Here is a 17,492-nt window from a genome sequence, read left to right as displayed (position 1 = left end):
TCATGAGCGATACGATCGACACCAAGCGCGCGACGGCGGACGCGGACCAACCCGTGCAAGCCCAGACCCCCACGAAGCGCAAACTACTGCTCTCCCTGCTCGCGGCCAGCGTCGTGCTGGCCGGCGCGGGCTACGGCGCGTACTACTTCACGACCGGCCGCTACTATCAGTCCACCGACGACGCATACGTGAGCGGCAACCTCGTGCAACTGACACCGCAAGTGAGCGGCACGGTGGTCGCGGTCAACGCGGACGACACGCAGATCGTCAAGCAGGGCGCGCCCATCGTCACCCTGGATAACGCCGACGCGAAGGTCGCACTGTCGAACGCGGAAGCGACGCTCGGCCAGACCGTGCGGCAGGTGAGCGGCCTGTACGTGAACAACGATTTCTATGCGGCGACCATCGCGCAACGTCAATCGGATCTGGCCCGCGCCAACGACGACCTGAAACGTCGTCAGGCGGTGGCCGAAACAGGGGCGGTGTCGGGCGAGGACATCGCCCACGCTCGCGACGCCGTCAGCTCCGCGCAGGCCGCGCTCGACACCGCCCGTCAGCAGGCCGAGGCCAACCACGCGCTGACCGACCGCACGTCGATCGAACAGCATCCGAACGTGCAGGCCGCCGCCTCGAAAGTGCGCGACGCCTACCTGAGTTACGCGCGCAACACCTTGCCCGCGCCGGTGACCGGCTATGTCGCGCGCCGTTCGGTGCAGGTCGGCCAGCGCGTGGCGCCGGGCAACCCGTTGATGGCGATCGTGCCGCTCGACGGCGTGTGGGTCGACGCGAACTTCAAGGAAGGCCAACTGAGGCACATGCGCATCGGCCAACCCGTCACGCTCACAGCGGACGTGTACGGCTTCAGCGTCAAGTATCACGGCCGCGTGGTGGGCTTTTCGGCGGGCACGGGCGCGGCGTTCGCCACGCTGCCCGCGCAGAACGCCACCGGCAACTGGATCAAGGTCGTGCAGCGTCTGCCGGCGCGGATCCAGCTCGATCAAAATGAATTGAATGCGCATCCGTTGCGGATCGGCCTGTCGATGCAGGTCGACGTCGACACCCACGAGGAAACCGGCGCTCAACTCGGCGCGGCGGTCAACACCTCGTACCACACGGACGTATTCGCGCAATACGGCGACGAAGCCGACGCGGAGATCGCGCGGATCATCGCGCAGAACATGCCGGCGAAGCACGAGATGGCCGCGAGCACCGCGCAGAAAAACGCCGCACGCAAGGCAGGCTGAACCCGCGGCCACCGAGCGTCGTTTTTTTTTCGCGCGTTTAACTGATAAGTCAGATTGTTTTACCGTTCCCGACAGGTGATGAAATGAATGGATCGACGAAGCCCGCCACGCTGCCGCCGCTGACTGGCGGCAAGCTGGTGCTGGCGACGCTTGCCGTGGCGCTCGCCACGTTTATGAACGTGCTGGATTCATCGATTGCGAACGTGGCGATTCCGACCATCGCCGGCAATCTCGGCGTCTCGGTGGACGAGGGCACGTGGGTGATCACGCTGTTCGCCGCCGCCAACGCCATCGCGATTCCGTTGACCGGTTGGCTCGTGCAGCGCGTCGGGCAGATCAAGTTGTTCGTGTGGGCGATTCTGTTGTTCGTGCTGTCGTCATGGTTGTGCGGGATTGCACCCAATCTGCCGGTGTTGCTCGCCGCGCGGATTCTGCAGGGCGCGGTGGCCGGTCCGTTGATTCCGCTGTCGCAAGCGATTCTGCTCGGCTCGTATCCGAAGGAAAAATCTTCGACCGCGCTCGCCTTGTGGGCGATGACCGCGACGGTCGGTCCGATTGCGGGTCCGGCGCTCGGCGGCTGGATCACCGACAGCTACTCATGGTCATGGATCTTCTACATCAACATCCCGGTGGGCCTGTTCGCGGCCGGCGTGACGTGGGCGATCTATCGCACCCGCGAAACCCCGACGAAGCGTTTGCCGATCGACAAGGTCGGCCTGCTCTCGCTGATCGCATGGGTTGGCTCGTTGCAGATCATGCTCGACAAGGGCAAGGATCTCGACTGGTTCAACTCGCCGGTGATCGTCGCCCTGACTGTGTTCGCGGCGATCAGCTTCGCGTTCTTCGTGATCTGGGAGTTGACTGAAAAGAACCCGATCGTCGACTTGCGGTTGTTCGGAAAGCGTAACTTCCTCGGCGGCACGGTTGCGATTTCGGTGGCGTACGCGGTGTTTTTCTCCAACCTCGTGCTGTTGCCGCAGTGGATGCAAGAGTATCTGAACTACCGTTCCGTCGATGCCGGTCTGGCCACCGCGCCGCTAGGCATCTTCGCGGTGATTCTCGCGCCGGTCATGGCGAAGATCATGCCGAAGTCGGATGCGCGCGTCCTGGCGACGCTGGCTTTCGTCGGTTTTGCCGGCGTGTTCTTCATGCGCTCGAACTACACCACGGGCGTGGATACATGGACGCTGGTTTTGCCGACGCTGTTGCAAGGTATCCCGACGGCCCTTTTCTTTGTGCCGCTGACCGCGATCATTTTGTCCGGCCTTGCGCCCGACCGGATTCCGGCCGCGGCGGGCCTGTCGAATTTCGCGCGGGTGTTCGCCGGCGCGGTGGGAACCTCGCTGGCTTCGACGGGATGGAACGACCGGACGATCCTGCATCATTCGCAACTCGCCGAGCAGACGAGCGTGAACAATCCGACATACACGTCGGCGCTGGATGCGCTGCAAAGTTCGCTGGGAGGCAGTCACGCCCAGGCGATGGCATTCTTCGAACGTTCGATGAATGCCCAGGCGGCCATGCTGGGACTGAACGATATTTTCTGGCTGTCGGCGGTGCTCTTCGTACTGATCATCCCGCTGATCTGGGTGACGAAGCCGGACCGCGCCAGTTCGGCGGCGGCGGCGGGAGCAGGTGGCCATTGAGGGCGGCGCAGGCGGCGAGCGGCATGGTTACCCGTATTTACTATTGCCCGTTCGCCGCCTACGATAGATTGAGGTTTCCGGCTGACGACGCACGTGATCGCCGTAGCCGAGATTCGATAACCGGCTGACAGTCCGGCTTATAAACTGACTTGCAACGGCTTCAAGGCGAACCGACGCAAGCTTTCCGACAGGCATCGTTGAAGCATGAGCGCACCGGCTCATCGCGATGACCCGAGCGGAAGACCCGGCTGCAGCGCGCAACGCTGGTTGCCAGAAAAAATACTGCGCGGTTCGAGTTCTTCCGTTGTTCCTGTGCGTCTTACGGCACCAACATCTTGCGGGAGAGCGCCATGATTCGCGCTGAACGTCGGATCGTATTCGCGGCCATCGCGGTGTTCGTCGCGCTGGGCGGCATGGCGATGGTCATTCACGGTGTGTTGTTCGACACGCGCAATTCCACGCTCTATGGCGGGGTGTTACTGGTGCTCGGCGTCGCAGTGCTGGCGCTGATGCTGACGCCGCGACCAACGGATAAGTCGTGAAGTGAGGCTCGCAACGGCCGATTGAAATATGGCCGCGCCAACCGATGTGGCGCGCCACCGGCTTTCCGGTTCGGCGCGCCCTGAGTCCTGCAGCGGCCGGCACGCAAAGCGCCGGCCGTCTTGCGCAAGCAGTTATTCCGCCGCTGCGCCGTGACTGCATCCAGCGTGATGGACGTGACCTGCCTTGCTGTCGTCCCATGCCGAGCCGAGAATGATCTTGCAGAAATTCAGCCGCTTGTAATTGGGGTCTTTCATCTCGAGGACATCGGCTTTGACGTTGCCGAACGTGGTTTCGGGTTTGCTGATGGTGCCTTGCGCAAACGCATCGATGATCAGGTTCTTGAAGTCCTGCTCGCGCGGATGCGCGGCCACCACGCTGACGCGTTGCGCGTCGTCGAACTCGTGATACCGCATGCCGAGCACGTCCATTTCCACGCCCGCGGTCACCAGCGAGACGACCGGTTTCAGATGCTCGGGCACACCCGGCGTGGTGTGAAGCGCGATCGACAACCAGACCTGTTCGATGTCGTACTCGTTGACGCCGTGGCTCTTGAGAAAGTCGCGCGCGGCATTGGCGCCGTCGACTTCGAAGCGATCTGTTTTGCTGCTGTAGCCCGGCGTGAGGCCCATGTCATGAAACATCGCGCCGATGTACAGCAACTCGGGGTCGTACGCGAGGTTGCGGCGCGCTCCCGTCAACGCACCCCACAGGAACACGCGGCGCGAGTGATTGAAAAGCAGATCGTTCTCGGTGTCGCGGACCAGATCGGTTGCTGCCCTCGCGAGACGGCTGTCTGGAATGTGAATGCCGGCAATGGTCGTACTCATCGAATTTCTCCTGGACAAAGATAGTGCCTCGTGAGGCGATGGACTTCGTGTCGTTCGGGCAATGCCCGGACAGCGTTCTGGATTCGCTGTGAGCACCGCCCGGTGATGTCCAAGTATCCGTCGGAGTCGCCTCTGGGTGAGGCGCAATCGACCGGTAAAGCGTGCCAGTGATACGCCGTTTTCTGCCATCCGCGCCCGTTGCGCAGTAGCCGGTGCTTGACGAGGCGCTTGTGGCGCAACCGCCGGGTTTGATTTCGCTAGTTCACTGGCGAATATGGATCGATGGATTTGTTCGTGGCGAGAAGCGTGAGAGGCGCCGATAATCCAGTGAGCCGCGCGAGAATTCTGGTATCGATATGTCGGCACAGACTAAAGGCTTGCTGACACAGAAGATGAGTATCGACCCTGATGCCTGTATTCAATCCAGTCTCTTCAGGTATTCCCACGGGTAAATCCCCTGCGCGTGCCCATCGCTGAACACGATCTGCACGCCGTAGCCCATCGGTTGCATGTCGACGATCGCGACGCGCGGCGAATCGAGTCGCGCCTCGCCCGAATGCGCCAGGCGACGGCATGTCGAGCAAGGGCAGCGTTCTCTCAACGTTGTGTTGTTGATCGATTGCGTGCGTCCGTCATCCCACGTGAGGGACAATCGCCCGCTCGCGGCGTGGACCGTGATCCGCCGAGGGGCGTTCATCGCCGTGCGCTTTCGATTTGAGTCAAGGCGATCCGCGCCGCCTTGCGGACTTCCGGATCGGGATCCGTCGCGGCTGCCTGCAAGGCCGGCAGCGACGCTGCGTCGCCCAGTTCGCCCAGCGACAAGGCCGCTTCCTTGCGCAGATTGCTGATCGTGTGTGTCAGCAGCGACGCGACCGCCGTGCTCGTGCTTGCGTCGCGTAACTTGCCCAAAGCGCGGACCGCTTGCAGCCGGACTTGCCAGTAGTCGTCGGCAAGAGCGTCGATTAGCGCATCTCTTGCGGCCGTCGCGCGCAGTTTGCCGAGCGTGGCCGCCGCTTCTTCACGGACCTGCCACGCGGCATCGCGTAAGGCGCCGAGCAACGCGACAACAGTGTCTTCGGTCGACGCAGCGCCGATGCCCAGCGCACCGATCGCCGCGCGCCGCACGGCGGCATTCGGATCCTGCACCGCGATGCTGGTGAGGGGGCCAAGCGCGCGCTCGCTTTTCAGCCAGCCGAGCACGCTCACGGCCTCCAGTCGCACGAGGTCTTCGCTCGCTGTCAGCGCGTCCAGCGCGGGTTCGAGTGCGCCCGCATAGCGTAACTCGCGTAGCCCGCGAAGCACCGCCTGGCGCACGAACGGATCATGGTGCGTGGTCCAGGCTACGAGCAGGGGACCCGATTGCGAGTCCTTCAAGCCGGCCAGGCTCTGCGCGGCCGCCTCGCGGACTTCATCATCAGGATCCGCCAGCGCCTCGCAGAGCGCCGCTACCGCATCGGCGCGTTCCCACGCACCGAGCACCTGAGCGGCCTGCGCGCGAACTTCCGACGACGTGTCCTGACGCAACGCGGCGGCGATCGGTTCGAGCACGGTTTCGTCCTCGAGATCGGCGAGCGCGAGCAGGGCGATGCGGCGCACCGCGGCGTCCGCGGATGTCAAACGCGGCAGCAGTTCGGCGGCTTCCGGATCGAGAGAGTCGGGGTCGAAGGTCAGCGGAAGCGAAATATCGGTCATGAGTGAAGTGATGTATGGAGTGGAACGGATCGGGCCATTACGCCGCTCGGGCAGGCGAAGTCGTCATGCCGCCGCCGCTTCGCGCAGCAATGCGAGGCAGCGCCGCTTGATCTCGACGAATCGCGCATCGGTCGTGGTCTCGTCGTCGCGCGGACGCGGCAACGTCACGTGCAGATCGGCGACGATGCGCGCGGGCCGCTGCGAGAGCACGAGAATGCGGTCGGCGAGAAACAGCGCTTCGTCGATATCGTGCGTGACGAACAGCACGGTCGTGGGGACCTGCGTCCACACGTCGAGCAGCAAGGCCTGCATCATGCGGCGCGTTTGCGCGTCGAGCGCGCCGAACGGCTCGTCCATCAGCAGCACGCGCGGCCGGTTGATCAGCGCGCGTGCGATTTCCACGCGCTGCTGCATGCCGCCCGACAACTGTGCCGGATAGCGTGTGCCAAATCCGCTCAGGCCAACCAGATCGAGCAGGTCGCTCGCTTGGCGGCGCCGCTCGTCGGCGGCGAGGCCCTTCATCTTCAGGCCGAACGCGACGTTGTCGATCACGCGCTTCCACGGAAACAGTGTGTGCTGCTGAAACACGAGGCCGCGTTCCGGATGCGGACGCAGCACTTGTTCACCGTCGACGGCGATCTCTCCCGCGCTGGCCGACACATGACCGGCGAGCGCGGCCAGCAGGGTGGATTTTCCGCATCCCGACGGTCCCAGCACGCAGACGAATTCGCCCGGTTCGACGCTGAAGTCCAGTTGATCGAGCGCGGTGAAACGCTGCTCGCGCAAGCCCACTTCGACGCTCAGAGCCCGCACGTCGATGCGGCCCGCCGGTTTCGATTGCAATTGCGTACTCATCGCTGCGACGCCTCCATGCGGTACCACGGTATCAGCGCGAGGCCGGCACGCCTCACCAGCAGACTGCTGCCCATGCCCAACGCGCCGATCAGCAGCATGCCGACGACGATGTCCGCGTAGTTCTGCAACGTGTACGACTCCCATGTGAAATAGCCGATCCCGTATTGACCCGCGATCATCTCGGCGCTCACCAGACAGAACCACGCGGTGCCCATGCCGATCGACAGCCCCGTGACGATGGCGGGCGCGGCGCCCGGCAGGATCACTTCGCTGAACAGTGCGCCGCCTCGCGTGCCGAGCGAACGCGCCGTCGCGACCAGCCGCGGATCGACGCCTTCCACGCCGTGAATCGTGTTGAGCAGGATCGGAAACAGCGCGCCGATAAAAGTGATGAACATCATGCTCATCTCCGATGAAGGAAACATCAGGATGGCGAGCGGGATCCACGCGACCGCGGGAATCGGCCGCAATACTTCGAGCGGCGGCAGCAAGGTGTCTTCGAACGCGCGATAGCGGCCGATAGCGAGCCCGAGTCCAATGCCGACGACGCTCGCCGCAACAAAGCCAACCAGCACGCGCGTGAGGCTCGACAGCAGATGCATCGGCAGCTTCGGCGAGTGGAGCAGGGCCCACGCCGCCGGCACGACATCGCTCGGCGCCGGCACATTGGCGAAGGTCACGAAGCCGAACGAGACATGATGTTCGGCGAGCACTTGCCAGATCCCCACGCACGCCAGGACGGCGGTGATCCTGGCCAACGCGCGGATAAGGCGGGCCGGTCTCCAGATCTGCTGACCGGCAGCGCCGCGCCGGATGCTTGCGCGTTGCGCTGCTTCAAGAATGGCTGACATCGAGGACTCTCCTGAGTGAGGCAGGCCACGGCTCGGCGCTCAGCGCGCCGCGACAGCTTGTGTCGCGTCGGTTTTGGCGGCGGCGAAATCCACGACATTGCCGTTCACCTGTTTCGCGTAGCTATCCGCGTTTTCTTTCAGGAGGAATCCGGCGAGGTTGCCCTTGGCGTCCTTCACGTACCAGGCCTGATTGGCAAAGAGTTTGAGTCCGCTCGAATGATCCTGGATGTAGACGACGCGCACTTTCTTGCCGCCTCGTTCGAGCGTATTGACCGCGGCGAACGCTTCCTGGGCCGACGCGTAGTCGCGCACCTTGCCTTCGCCATCGACCCAGACCTGCGTGACGCTGCGCAGATCGGTGATGCGCTTGCCGGTTTGCGCGTCATCGGCGACGAGCGGTTGCTTCGCGTAGTTCTTGAGCGCCGCGTCGTAGTTCAGGCCGGATTGCTTGAACGCTTCGCGGATATAGCGATCGTCGATGAAGGTGTTCACATCCAGATCGACGTCGGTCTTCTTCAGCAGCTTGAGCGTGCTGATGGCCGTGACCGTCGCCTGGCGGTATTCGGGCTTCCACGTCAGATCACGCGTTTGCAGACCGAGCGGCCCGTGGAACAGATAATTGACTTCGGCGTCGATGCCGGTCACTTTCTGGATCAGCTGACTGTACTTCTCCGGATCTTGCGCGAACAGCTGGTTGGCTTCGATCACCGCGCGCAGATACGCGACCACCACCTCCGGATAGCGCTTCGCGTAGTCCGCATCGACCAGCGTGCCGTGGAAGGTCGGCGCATGCGTCTGCGCGCCGTCGTAAATCTTGCGCGCAAAGCCGCGGAACGGGAACAGTTCGGCGAACGGCACGAAGTCGGCATGGGCGTCGATCTTATGCGCTTTTAGCGCGCTGCCTGCCACTTCCGGCGACTGCGTGATGATGTTCACGTCGGTGTCGGGATTCCAGCCTTGTGCCTTCACGGCCCGCAACAGCATGCCGTGCGCTGCCGAGGCGAACGGCACCGAGATCGTCTTGCCTTTCAGGTCGGCGACCGAGCGGATCGGCGAGTCGTCCGGCACGACAATGCCGTTGCCGCTGCCCTCGATGCTGCCTGAGAGCACGGTAATGAACACGCTCTTCTTACCCGCCTTCTGGAAGGCCGTGCCGTTCAATGAACCGGGAAAGTCCGCCATCGATCCGAAATCGAGCTTGCCCGCGACCATCTCATTGGTGATCGGCGCGCCGGACGTGAAGTCCTTCCATTGCACGTCGTATTTGGCGTCCTTGTACTTGCCGTCGTGCGGCAGATACTTGTCGAGCAGATTCAGTTCGCGGATCAGCAGGCCGCCGGTGGCGCAATTGATCGTCGTGTCCTGAGTGCCGATCGCAATGCGGATGGTCTCGGCACGCGCCGCGCCGGCGGTGAGCGCCAGCAGGCCGCTCGCGAGGAGCGTCGTGGCAAGCAGATGACGGATGTTCATGAGTTAAACCCCGGTTGATAAGCGGCCGTGTTTCAAAGTGGATGGTTCGTCGCGATGCTTCGTCTTTACCGCAGCAGATAGGGAATCTCGACCCTGACCGCATCGGTCGGGCAATCTTTTTCGCAAGGCATGCAGTACCAGCATTCGTCGAACTTCATATAGGCCTTGCCCTTGCTCAGATCGATCGCGAGCAGGTCGAGCGGGCAGACATCCACGCAGACCGTGCAGCCTTTGTCGGCAATGCACTTGTCCTCGTCGATCGTGACGGGTGCGGCGCTGCGCTGGAAAATGTTGTGCGGTGTCGTCGGCATGGTGGCTCCTCAGGCGTCGGCAAGCGCGGGCTCGGCAATGCGCAAGTTCTGATAGGCGTGACTGTCGTGAGCGTCGAGCGGCACCACGTAGGGTTCGACGGCGCGTTTTTCGCTGCTCATGCGGCCGGTTGAGTCCTTTCGCAGATGCGTGTGGCAAAACCAGTCCGCGTCGTTGCGCTGCGGATAGTCGACCCGATGGTGGTACAGCCCCCAGCGGCTCTCCGTGCGATACAGCGATGCGTGCGCGGCCATTTCGGCGCAATCGCGAATCGCCCGCACTTCGGCGGCGCGCATCAGTTCGTGCGGATTGTCGGCCTTGATCCGGCCGATGTCGTCGGCGATTTCGGCAAAGCGCTGCTGGCCGATTTCCATCTTGCGCGTGACTTTCGGCGGTTGCAGATAGTCGTTCACCATGCGGCGCAGCTTGTATTCGACTTGCGCCGGCGCGAGACCGGTGTCCCGTTCGAGTGGGGCGTAGATGCGTGAGCGCTCAGCTTCGATCTGCTCGTCGTCCAGCGCGGCATGCTCGCGGCCCTCGATGTATTGCGCGGCGTTGTGGCCGGCGAACCAGCCATAGGTAAACGCGCCGAGCATGTAGTTGTGCGGCACGGACGCCATGTCGCCGGCAGCATAGAGACCCGCAACCGTAGTTTCCGCGCGCGCGTTCACGTACACGCCGGATGCGCTATGACCGCTGCAAAAGCCGATCTCGGAGATGTGCATCTCGATCATCTGCTCGCGATAGTCCGTGCCGCGTCCCGCGTGAAAACGTCCGCGGCTCGGCCGCTCGTTCGTATGCAGAATCTGCTCGATGGTCTGAATGGTTTCTTCCGCGAGATGGTCGAGCTTCAGAAACACGGGGCCATTGCCGCTCTGCAGTTCCTGATAGAACTCCCACATCATCTGCCCGCTCCAGTAATCGCATTCGATAAAGCGTTCACCCTTGCCGTTGGCCGTAAAACCGCCGAGCGGTCCCGTCACGTAGGCGCAGGCCGGGCCGTTGTAGTCCTTGATCAGCGGGTTGATCTGGAAGCACTCAAGATTCGCCAGCGCGGCGCCGGCGTGATAGGCCATCGCGTAGCCGTCGCCGGCGTTGGTGGGGTTCTCGTAAGTGCCCATCAGATATCCCGACGACGGCAAGCCGAGCCGGCCCGCCGCGCCGCAGCAGAGGATCACCGCCTTGGCGCGCACCACGTAGAAATCGGCCGTGCGGCAATCGAAGCCCAGCACGCCGCAGGCGCGCCCTTGCGCATCGGTCAACACGCAAGTGACAACGATCCGATTGGTGATCGCAATGCGCGCGCGTTTGAGCTGCCGGTACAGCACTTTCTTGATGTCGTGGCCTTCCGGCATCGGCAGGACATAAGAGCCCATGTGATGCACTTTCTTGACGGCATAGTCGCCGGTGCCGTCTTTTTCGAACTTCACGCCCCAGCGGTCCAGTTCCTCGATGGTCTTGAAGCTGTGCCTCGCGTAAGCGTAGACGGCCGACTGATCGACGATGCCGTCGTTTGCGATGGTGATTTCGCGCGTGTACTGCTCGGGTGTCGCGTGACCGGGGATGATGGCGTTGTTCAGGCCATCCATGCCCATCGAAATCGCGCCGCTGCGCTTGACGTTGGCCTTTTCCAGCAGCAGTACCTTGAGGTTCGGGTTCTGTTCCTTGGCCTTGACGGCAGCCATAGGGCCGGCCGTGCCGCCGCCCACGACGACCAGGTCGTACTCGATCACATGTGTATTCATTTCGTCTTCCTTGTGCTCTTCTTCTCTTTCTGACGATCGATGCGAAAGCGGTACTGGAATGCATCGCCGCGGAAATAGAGGTATTCGTAGTCGATCGGCGTGCCGTCCGCGCTATGGGTGAGACGTTCGATCCGCAGCACCGGGCTGCCTTCCTCGACGTTCAATGCTTCGACGATGTCTTCGTCGGCGAGAATGGCGTCGATGGAAACGTCCGCGTGGCCGAGCGGCACAGCGCAATCGTTCTCGAGAATCAGAAAGATGTCGCGCGTGACGAGGTCCGCATTGGCGAGGCGCTTGCCTAATGCTTCCGGCACCCATGTGACTTCCAGCGACACCGGTTCGCGATTGAGCAGGCGCACGCGGTGGATCTCGGCCACTTTCGCGCCTTCGGGCAACTCAAGGCGCTGAGCGATCTGGGCGGTGGCCGGAATGAAACGGATGTGCTTGAGCTGGTTGACGATTTCATAGCCCATCGACGACATCGCTTCGGCGAAGCCCTGCAGCGCGCTGACGTTCTGGAATGCTTTCGGCTTGGAAACGAAGGTGCCCTTGCCGTGCAGTTTGAAAACGAGGCCTTCCTTCTGCAGATCGCCGAGTGCTTGCCGCACGGTGATGCGGCTGACGTCGAACATCGCGCACAGATCGTTTTCGGAGGGCATCTGCGAATGGGCCGCATACGTGCCGTTGAGAATGCGCGCGCGCAACTCCCTCTTGATCTGCTCGTAGAGCGGAGCAGCGGCAAGCGGCAGCACGTTGGCGAGGTCGGGTTTCGTCATGGTTTTGCGGGGTTGTCTGTACTTGTTATGACAAGTTGAATCACAGTCTAGTGATGGAGTCGTGCCGGGCGAACGAAGATTTTGTGCTTTGTATTTCTTCTGGGGCGCATTTGGGATGGATGCCGGCGCGCATCCGCGCGGCACGGCGCCCCGGAGTGGGAATGACCCGCGAATCGGCCGCAAGCAGCCGCGGCGAAGCGCGATTAAACTGGCTCGACCTATTCGCAATGGAGAGCGGCACATGTCACGTCAGCTTCGCCTCGGCGCCTTCATGCGTCCCACGACGATTCATACCGGCGCATGGCGCTATCCCGGCGCCTATCCGGACGCCAACTTCAATTTCGGCCATCTGAAGCGTTTTGCGCAGACGCTCGAACGCGGCCGCTTCGACGCGTTCTTCATGGCCGACCATCTCGCGGTGCTCAATATGCCGCTGGATGCGCTCAAGCATAGCCACACGGTCACTTCGTTCGAGCCGCTGACGCTGTTGCCCGCGCTGGCGGCGGTAACCGAAAGGCTAGGGCTGGTCGCCACCGCGTCCACCACGTTCGACGCGCCTTATCACGTCGCCCGGCGTTTCGCCTCGCTCGATCACATCAGCGGCGGCCGCGCGGGATGGAATCTCGTGACGACGTCGAACCCGGACGCCGCGCTCAATTTCGGCCTCGACGAGCATGTCGAGCATGACGAACGCTTTCGGCGTGCCCGCGAGTTCTTCGATGTGGTCACCGGCCTGTGGGACAGTTGGGCCGACGACGCCTTTATCCGCGATACGGCAACCGGTACCTACTTCGATCCGCAGAAACTGCATGTGCTGAATTACAAGAGCGACAACTTCTCCGTGCGCGGACCGTTGAATATCGCGCGCCCCGTTCAGGGCTGGCCGGTCATCGTGCAGGCCGGTTCATCCGAAGCGGGGCGGCAGATCGCGGCTGAAACCGCCGAGGTGGTGTTCACCGCGCAAAGCAATCTGGCTGACGGAAAGCGCTTCTACGCCGATGTGAAAGGCCGCATGGAGAAACTCGGTCGGCAGCGCGATCACATGAAGATCTTGCCGGCCGCCTTCGTCGTGGTGGGCGATACGCTGGACGAGGCGCAGGAGACGCGCGCGCGACTCGACACGTTCGTGCACTACGAGAGCGGCCTCGCTTCGTTGTCGATTGCATTGGGGCACGATGTGTCCGGCTTCGATCCGAACGGTCCATTGCCGGAAATCCCCGAAACCAATGCGAGCCGTACGGCACGGCAAAGAGTGGTCGAATGGGCGCAGCGTGATGGCCTGACGATTCGCCAGCTCGCGCAGCGCATTGGCGGCTACTCGGGACTTGAGATGGTCGGCACGGCTGCGATGATCGCGGATCAGATGGAGCAGTGGTTGGTGGAGGAGGGCTCGGACGGGTTCAATGTGATGTTCTCGCACCTTCCCGCCGGCCTCGATGACTTCGTCGATAAAGTCATTCCTGAATTGCAGAAGCGAGGGCTGTTCCGGCGCGAGTATGAAGGCGTGACGCTGCGCGAGAATCTCGGTTTGCCGCGGCCTGAAAACCGGTTTTTTCCCGCGTGATGTGAGCCGCTCCTGGCAACGCGGGCATTCCAGCACCGGCGATATGACTTTCGCCGCTTAGCACCTGAGAATTGCTTCGTTTGTTCTGTCCGGCAGCGTTGGTAGAGTGAGTGGCTCACGCTCAAGACGAACGTCGATCGACGTCTTGCGCGGATCATCAAAAACAACAGGAAACCACCGCTATGAATTTCAGAGTGCTTGGGGCAGTGCTTGCCGGAAGTCTGCTCGTCTTGTCTACCGCCGCGCACGCGGATCGCCTCGACGACATCAAGAAAGCGGGCGTGCTGCGGGTTGCCGCGTTCGACAGCAATCCGCCGTTTGGCTTCGTCGATCCGAAGAACAACCAGATCGTCGGGCTCGACATCGACTATGCGCGTGCTCTCGCGACCCGGCTCGGCGTCAAGCTCGATATCCAGCCGACCAATCCGGCCAACCGTATCGCCTTCCTGAAGTCGGGCAAGGTGGATCTGGTGTTCGCCAACTTCACGATTACCGACGATCGCAAGAAGGAGGTGGATTTCAGCACCCCGTATTTTGCGTCCGGCACGCAGTTCATCGCGAAGAAGGGCACGCTCACGTCGCCGCAGCAATTGAACAGCTTGCGTATCGGCGCGGACAAAGGCACGACCAATGAGCAGCAGGTGCGCGCGCAATTCCCGGGCGCCACGATCGTCGCTTACGACGACACGCCGTTCGCTTTCGCCGCGCTGCGCACGGGCAATGTGCAGGCGATTACGCAAGACGGGCCGAAGCTCGTCGCGTTGCTGGCTAAAGTGCCGGACAAGGCGAACTACGAGATCCCGCCGTTCACCATCTCCAACGACTACGAAGGTGTGGGTGTGCCGAAGGGCGAGACGCGACTGCTGAATGTCGTCAACGAGACGTTGAAGGATCTGGAGGCCAAAGGCACGGCCGGCAAGATTTACGACACCTGGTTCGGCCCGACAAGTGCCGCGCCGTTGCCACGTTTGTTCAAGATCGGCGACGCGCAAAAGAGCTGACGTACGTCGCTTTCTAAGCGCCTGAATACGGCCCGGTCATGACTCGAAACGAGCGGCCGGGCCGTCTTGCTGATAGAGGACCGCGGTTTTTCGAATGCATTTAATCAATCTCTGGCTGGAGCCTCGCTATCTCGACTGGCTCGCACATGGCTTTGTCATCACCCTGGTTCTGTCGGCTTGCGTGAGCGTATGCGCCACGTTGCTAGGCTTCGGGCTGGCGATGGCTCAAATCTCCCAACATCGCACGGTCGCCACTGCGGCACGGCTCTATGTGCTCGTGTTTCGCAATTCGCCGCTGCTGGTGCAGTTGCTATTCTGGTACTTCGGCGCGGCGACGCTGCTGCCCCAGCTGTGGATGACGTGGCTGAACGCGCCGCATCTGTTGAGCGTTGGGCCTCTTGTCTTGCGCTGGCCGAGCTTCGAGCTGTTCGCGGGCTGGCTCGGCTTGACCTGCTACAGCACCGCCTTTATCGCCGAAGAGTTTCGCGCCGGCATTCGCGGCGTGGGCGTCGCGCAATATCAGGCGGGCGCGGCCCTGGGCATGACCCGGTACGCCACCTTACGTCATGTGATCTTGCCGCAAGCGGTGCGTATCGCCACGCCGCCGCTCGCGGGGCAATACATGAATATCGTGAAGAACTCGTCGCTGACAATGGCGATCGGCGTGGCCGAGCTGTCGTATATGTCGCGTCAGGTCGACACGGAGAGCTTCCGGACTTTTCAGGCCTTCGGTACGGCAACCGTGCTGTATGTCCTCACCATCGCGTTGATCGAAATTGCATTGGTGATCTGGCAACGCACGGGTGCGCGTGCGTTGCAAAGGGGGCATGCATGAGTGCGCTCGAATGGCTGCCGACGCTGCGATATCTGCTGCTAGGTGCGTTCCCCAATGGGCCGCTTGGTGGCGCGGCGTTGACTGTGGTGCTGTCGGTGGTGTCGGCGCTGCTGTCCGCTGCGGTAGGTCTGGCAGGCGGCGTGGCGCTCTCGGTGACGCGCGGCGTCACGCATCTGCTTCTGCTCGGAATCGTCGCGTTTTTCCGGGCGATTCCGGTGCTGATGCTGATTTTCTGGACGTTCTTCCTGATGCCGATTCTGCTGCATGTCGACGTGCCGGGTCTGGCGGCGGTGGTGTGCGCGCTGTCGTTGATCGGTGGCGCGTATCTGTCGCATTCGGTACATGCGGGCATCGTCTCGATCGGAGCGGGCCAGCAGAACGCGGCGCTGTCACTCGGGCTGACGCGTTGGCAAGCGTTACGCTATGTGGTGCTGCCGCAGGCGGTACGCGTGATGATGCCGTCGTTCGTCAATCAGTGGGTGTCGCTCATTAAAGATACTTCGCTCGCGTATATCGTCGGGGTGCCGGAATTCACCTTTCTCGCCAATCAGGTCAACAGCCGTCTGATGATTTACCCCGCGCAGATTTTCGTGTTCGTCGGGATCGTGTATGTGGCTTTGTGCTCTGCGCTGCAATGGATTGCGTCTCTTGTGTTGTTGCGCGCGCCGGCCGCTCGCGTCACTGGCACCGACACGGAAACCGAGGCCGGCAAGGCGCGCAGCAAAGAGCGTAGCGTGGCGATGCCCTAACGCGCTGAGTTTGTGCATGGGCCGGGCACGGCTCGTTGGCGTGACCTGTGCGCCGATCCGAGACGTTCAGTGCTGCCCGACAGTCCCGTTCAATCCGTCCAGCAACTGCGCGCGCAGTTCATTAACGACAGGTCGCGCCTGTCGCGCGGCCTCGCTGTGTCGATGGCGGCAACGCAAGTCCCGCCACGCGCCAGGTCTTCAGCGGATCGCGTCGTGGTGGCGCTTCGCGATGCCGTCGAACGGTTGATGCGGAGTCCTCGAGCGACAGTGAATCGTCGGTAGCCATGGCGGTGTGGTCGGCTTACTTGCCTGCGTCGGCCGCGATAATTGGCTGCGCGGGCTTTGCATCGATCAACGCGTCGATGATCTGGTTCAGGTTCGTGTCCGGTTTAACCAGTTGCTCCTGCGTGAGAATAGGCGCAGCGGCCTTGAGCGCGGCGAGTTGTCTGGCGCCCGGTTGCGGCTGGCTGAAGTCGTTGCGGCTCAACTGCAGTTTCGCCACCGGCAGCGATACCTTCGATTCCTCGGCGACGATTTTCGCGGTCTCTTCAGGATGGGCCGCGATCCACAGGCGCGCCTTTTCGTAAACCGTCAGGACGTGCGCCAGCGTATCGGGATGCGCGCTGATGAAGTCTTCGCGCGCGTCGAGTAAGCCCCACGTATTGAAGTCGACGTTGCGGTACAGGAGGCGCGCGCCGTCGTCGATCTGCGCGGCGGCCATGTGCGGATCGAGACCGGCCCACGCGTCCACCTGACCGTTGGCGAGCGCGACACGTCCATCGGGATGTTGCAGATTCACGATCTCGACGTCGTCGCGGGAAAGTCCGGCGGTATGCAGCGCACGCAGCGTAAATAGAAAAGGATCTGTGCCTTTGGTGGCGGCGATCTTTTTGCCCTTCAGATCAGCGAGTGTGCGGATCGGCGACGTTCGGCCGTCCGCCGATTCAGACGTGGTTGCCGCTTGCGGTGCACGCGGGTCATTCCGCGCCCCCGATGTCGATCTATCGTGAAGAGTTGCCGGTCGGCGAGGGCGTCGATCTCGCCGGGTTGAGCGCCGCCGAGGCCGAGCGTAACGCGCGGGTTGCCACGCGCGACGATGTCGTCGTCTCGCTCGTGGGCCTCGATGCGTTCAACTGGAAGCTCGCGCGTTTTACGCTGAGCTCGGCGCCGCTGCGCGCGATCGAGGGTGTCGTCGGCTATGAAATCGCCCATCTGGCTGCGCCGGGGCTGGCGCGTCTGCGGGAGCTAACCGCGCATGCTGTGCCGACCACGCCGTTGAGCAGCACGCATGCCTGACGCCGGTTCGGTACGGCGATGCGCGCGGGCCCGAACGTTGCTGCGTCTACGGCAGCCGCCGCGTGCTTTTAGCGCGCCGCGTATGTTCA

Annotated in this window: 17 protein-coding genes and 1 pseudogene; 8 read left to right on the top strand and 10 right to left on the bottom strand. The window is 62.6% G+C overall.

Features of this window, described 5'->3' with window-relative positions; genetic code table 11:
* The first annotated feature begins 2 nt into the window (after positions 1-2).
* From P0D73_RS26130 to P0D73_RS26120, 3 genes are all read left to right on the top strand, one after another.
* Positions 3-1,244 carry an HlyD family secretion protein gene (locus tag P0D73_RS26130; protein WP_408433358.1) on the top strand — a complete coding sequence of 414 codons (1,242 nt, stop codon included), beginning with the start codon at positions 3-5 and terminating at the stop codon, positions 1,242-1,244.
* Positions 1,245-1,327: 83 nt separating this feature from the next.
* Positions 1,328-2,890 (top strand): DHA2 family efflux MFS transporter permease subunit, encoded by a 1,563-nt coding sequence (locus P0D73_RS26125; protein ID WP_408176875.1) that lies wholly within the window; start codon positions 1,328-1,330, stop codon positions 2,888-2,890.
* Between the two features lie 350 nt (positions 2,891-3,240).
* Positions 3,241-3,432 carry a DUF2964 family protein gene (locus P0D73_RS26120; RefSeq protein ID WP_132374589.1) on the top strand — a complete coding sequence of 64 codons (192 nt, stop codon included), beginning with the start codon at positions 3,241-3,243 and terminating at the stop codon, positions 3,430-3,432.
* A gap of 132 nt (positions 3,433-3,564) precedes the next feature.
* Here the strand turns inward: P0D73_RS26120 and P0D73_RS26115 are convergent, their stop codons facing one another.
* From P0D73_RS26115 to P0D73_RS26075, 9 genes are all read right to left on the bottom strand, one after another.
* Positions 3,565-4,260: an HD domain-containing protein gene (locus tag P0D73_RS26115; RefSeq protein WP_408246798.1), complete on the bottom strand. Its 696-nt coding sequence runs from the start codon at positions 4,258-4,260 to the stop codon at positions 3,565-3,567.
* A 418-nt stretch (positions 4,261-4,678) separates the two neighbouring features.
* Positions 4,679-4,957 (bottom strand): DUF971 domain-containing protein, encoded by a 279-nt coding sequence (locus tag P0D73_RS26110; RefSeq protein ID WP_408291308.1) that lies wholly within the window; start codon positions 4,955-4,957, stop codon positions 4,679-4,681.
* Positions 4,954-5,952: a HEAT repeat domain-containing protein gene (locus P0D73_RS26105; protein WP_408433356.1), complete on the bottom strand. Its 999-nt coding sequence runs from the start codon at positions 5,950-5,952 to the stop codon at positions 4,954-4,956. The genes P0D73_RS26110 and P0D73_RS26105 overlap by 4 nt, the downstream gene beginning before the upstream one ends.
* Before the next feature lie 63 nt (positions 5,953-6,015).
* Positions 6,016-6,807 carry an ABC transporter ATP-binding protein gene (locus tag P0D73_RS26100; protein WP_408433354.1) on the bottom strand — a complete coding sequence of 264 codons (792 nt, stop codon included), beginning with the start codon at positions 6,805-6,807 and terminating at the stop codon, positions 6,016-6,018.
* On the bottom strand, positions 6,804-7,658 hold the full coding sequence (locus P0D73_RS26095; protein WP_408433352.1) for an ABC transporter permease: 855 nt from the start codon (positions 7,656-7,658) through the stop codon (positions 6,804-6,806). The genes P0D73_RS26100 and P0D73_RS26095 overlap by 4 nt, the downstream gene beginning before the upstream one ends.
* A gap of 39 nt (positions 7,659-7,697) precedes the next feature.
* The gene (locus P0D73_RS26090; RefSeq protein WP_408433350.1) at positions 7,698-9,128 is read right to left on the bottom strand and encodes an ABC transporter substrate-binding protein; all 1,431 of its coding nucleotides are present in this window, start codon (positions 9,126-9,128) and stop codon (positions 7,698-7,700) included.
* A 65-nt stretch (positions 9,129-9,193) separates the two neighbouring features.
* Positions 9,194-9,439, bottom strand: a complete 246-nt coding sequence (locus tag P0D73_RS26085) for a 4Fe-4S dicluster domain-containing protein (protein ID WP_132374582.1) — start codon at positions 9,437-9,439, stop codon at positions 9,194-9,196.
* Positions 9,440-9,448: 9 nt separating this feature from the next.
* Positions 9,449-11,182 carry a fumarate reductase/succinate dehydrogenase flavoprotein subunit gene (locus tag P0D73_RS26080; protein WP_408433348.1) on the bottom strand — a complete coding sequence of 578 codons (1,734 nt, stop codon included), beginning with the start codon at positions 11,180-11,182 and terminating at the stop codon, positions 9,449-9,451.
* Positions 11,179-11,958 carry a GntR family transcriptional regulator gene (locus P0D73_RS26075; protein ID WP_408433346.1) on the bottom strand — a complete coding sequence of 260 codons (780 nt, stop codon included), beginning with the start codon at positions 11,956-11,958 and terminating at the stop codon, positions 11,179-11,181. Before P0D73_RS26075 ends, P0D73_RS26080 begins: the two co-directional genes overlap by 4 nt.
* 241 nt (positions 11,959-12,199) lie before the next feature.
* Here P0D73_RS26075 and P0D73_RS26070 point away from each other — a divergent pair, with 241 nt between their 5' ends.
* The 4 genes from P0D73_RS26070 to P0D73_RS26055 all read left to right on the top strand — a co-directional run bounded on the left by P0D73_RS26070 (position 12,200) and on the right by P0D73_RS26055 (position 16,107).
* Positions 12,200-13,522: an LLM class flavin-dependent oxidoreductase gene (locus tag P0D73_RS26070; RefSeq protein WP_408433344.1), complete on the top strand. Its 1,323-nt coding sequence runs from the start codon at positions 12,200-12,202 to the stop codon at positions 13,520-13,522.
* Positions 13,523-13,704: 182 nt separating this feature from the next.
* A complete protein-coding gene (locus P0D73_RS26065) occupies positions 13,705-14,523 on the top strand; it encodes an ABC transporter substrate-binding protein (RefSeq protein ID WP_408433343.1) in 819 nt (272 codons plus the stop codon).
* Between the two features lie 94 nt (positions 14,524-14,617).
* Positions 14,618-15,358 (top strand): amino acid ABC transporter permease, encoded by a 741-nt coding sequence (locus P0D73_RS26060; RefSeq protein ID WP_408311555.1) that lies wholly within the window; start codon positions 14,618-14,620, stop codon positions 15,356-15,358.
* Positions 15,355-16,107, top strand: a complete 753-nt coding sequence (locus tag P0D73_RS26055; protein ID WP_408433341.1) for an amino acid ABC transporter permease — start codon at positions 15,355-15,357, stop codon at positions 16,105-16,107. Before P0D73_RS26060 ends, P0D73_RS26055 begins: the two co-directional genes overlap by 4 nt.
* Positions 16,108-16,408: 301 nt before the next feature.
* On the opposite strand, the pseudogene P0D73_RS26050 reads toward P0D73_RS26055, so the two are convergent.
* Positions 16,409-17,038 (bottom strand): annotated as a pseudogene (locus tag P0D73_RS26050) (aliphatic sulfonate ABC transporter substrate-binding protein); the annotation flags it as partial.
* On the opposite strand from P0D73_RS26050, the gene P0D73_RS26045 reads away from it, so the two are divergent.
* Entirely contained in the window at positions 17,017-17,403 is a 387-nt protein-coding gene (locus P0D73_RS26045; RefSeq protein WP_408433339.1) for a DUF4865 family protein, read from the top strand. The pseudogene P0D73_RS26050 and the gene P0D73_RS26045 overlap by 22 nt on opposite strands.
* Positions 17,404-17,492 lie beyond the last annotated feature (89 nt).

This window comes from Paraburkholderia sp. RL18-101-BIB-B, assembly GCF_046026985.1.
In the GTDB taxonomy this organism is placed as follows: Bacteria; Pseudomonadota; Gammaproteobacteria; order Burkholderiales; family Burkholderiaceae; genus Paraburkholderia.
Note: the sequence above shows the minus strand (reverse complement) of the source record. Positions and strands in the feature narration are given on the sequence as shown.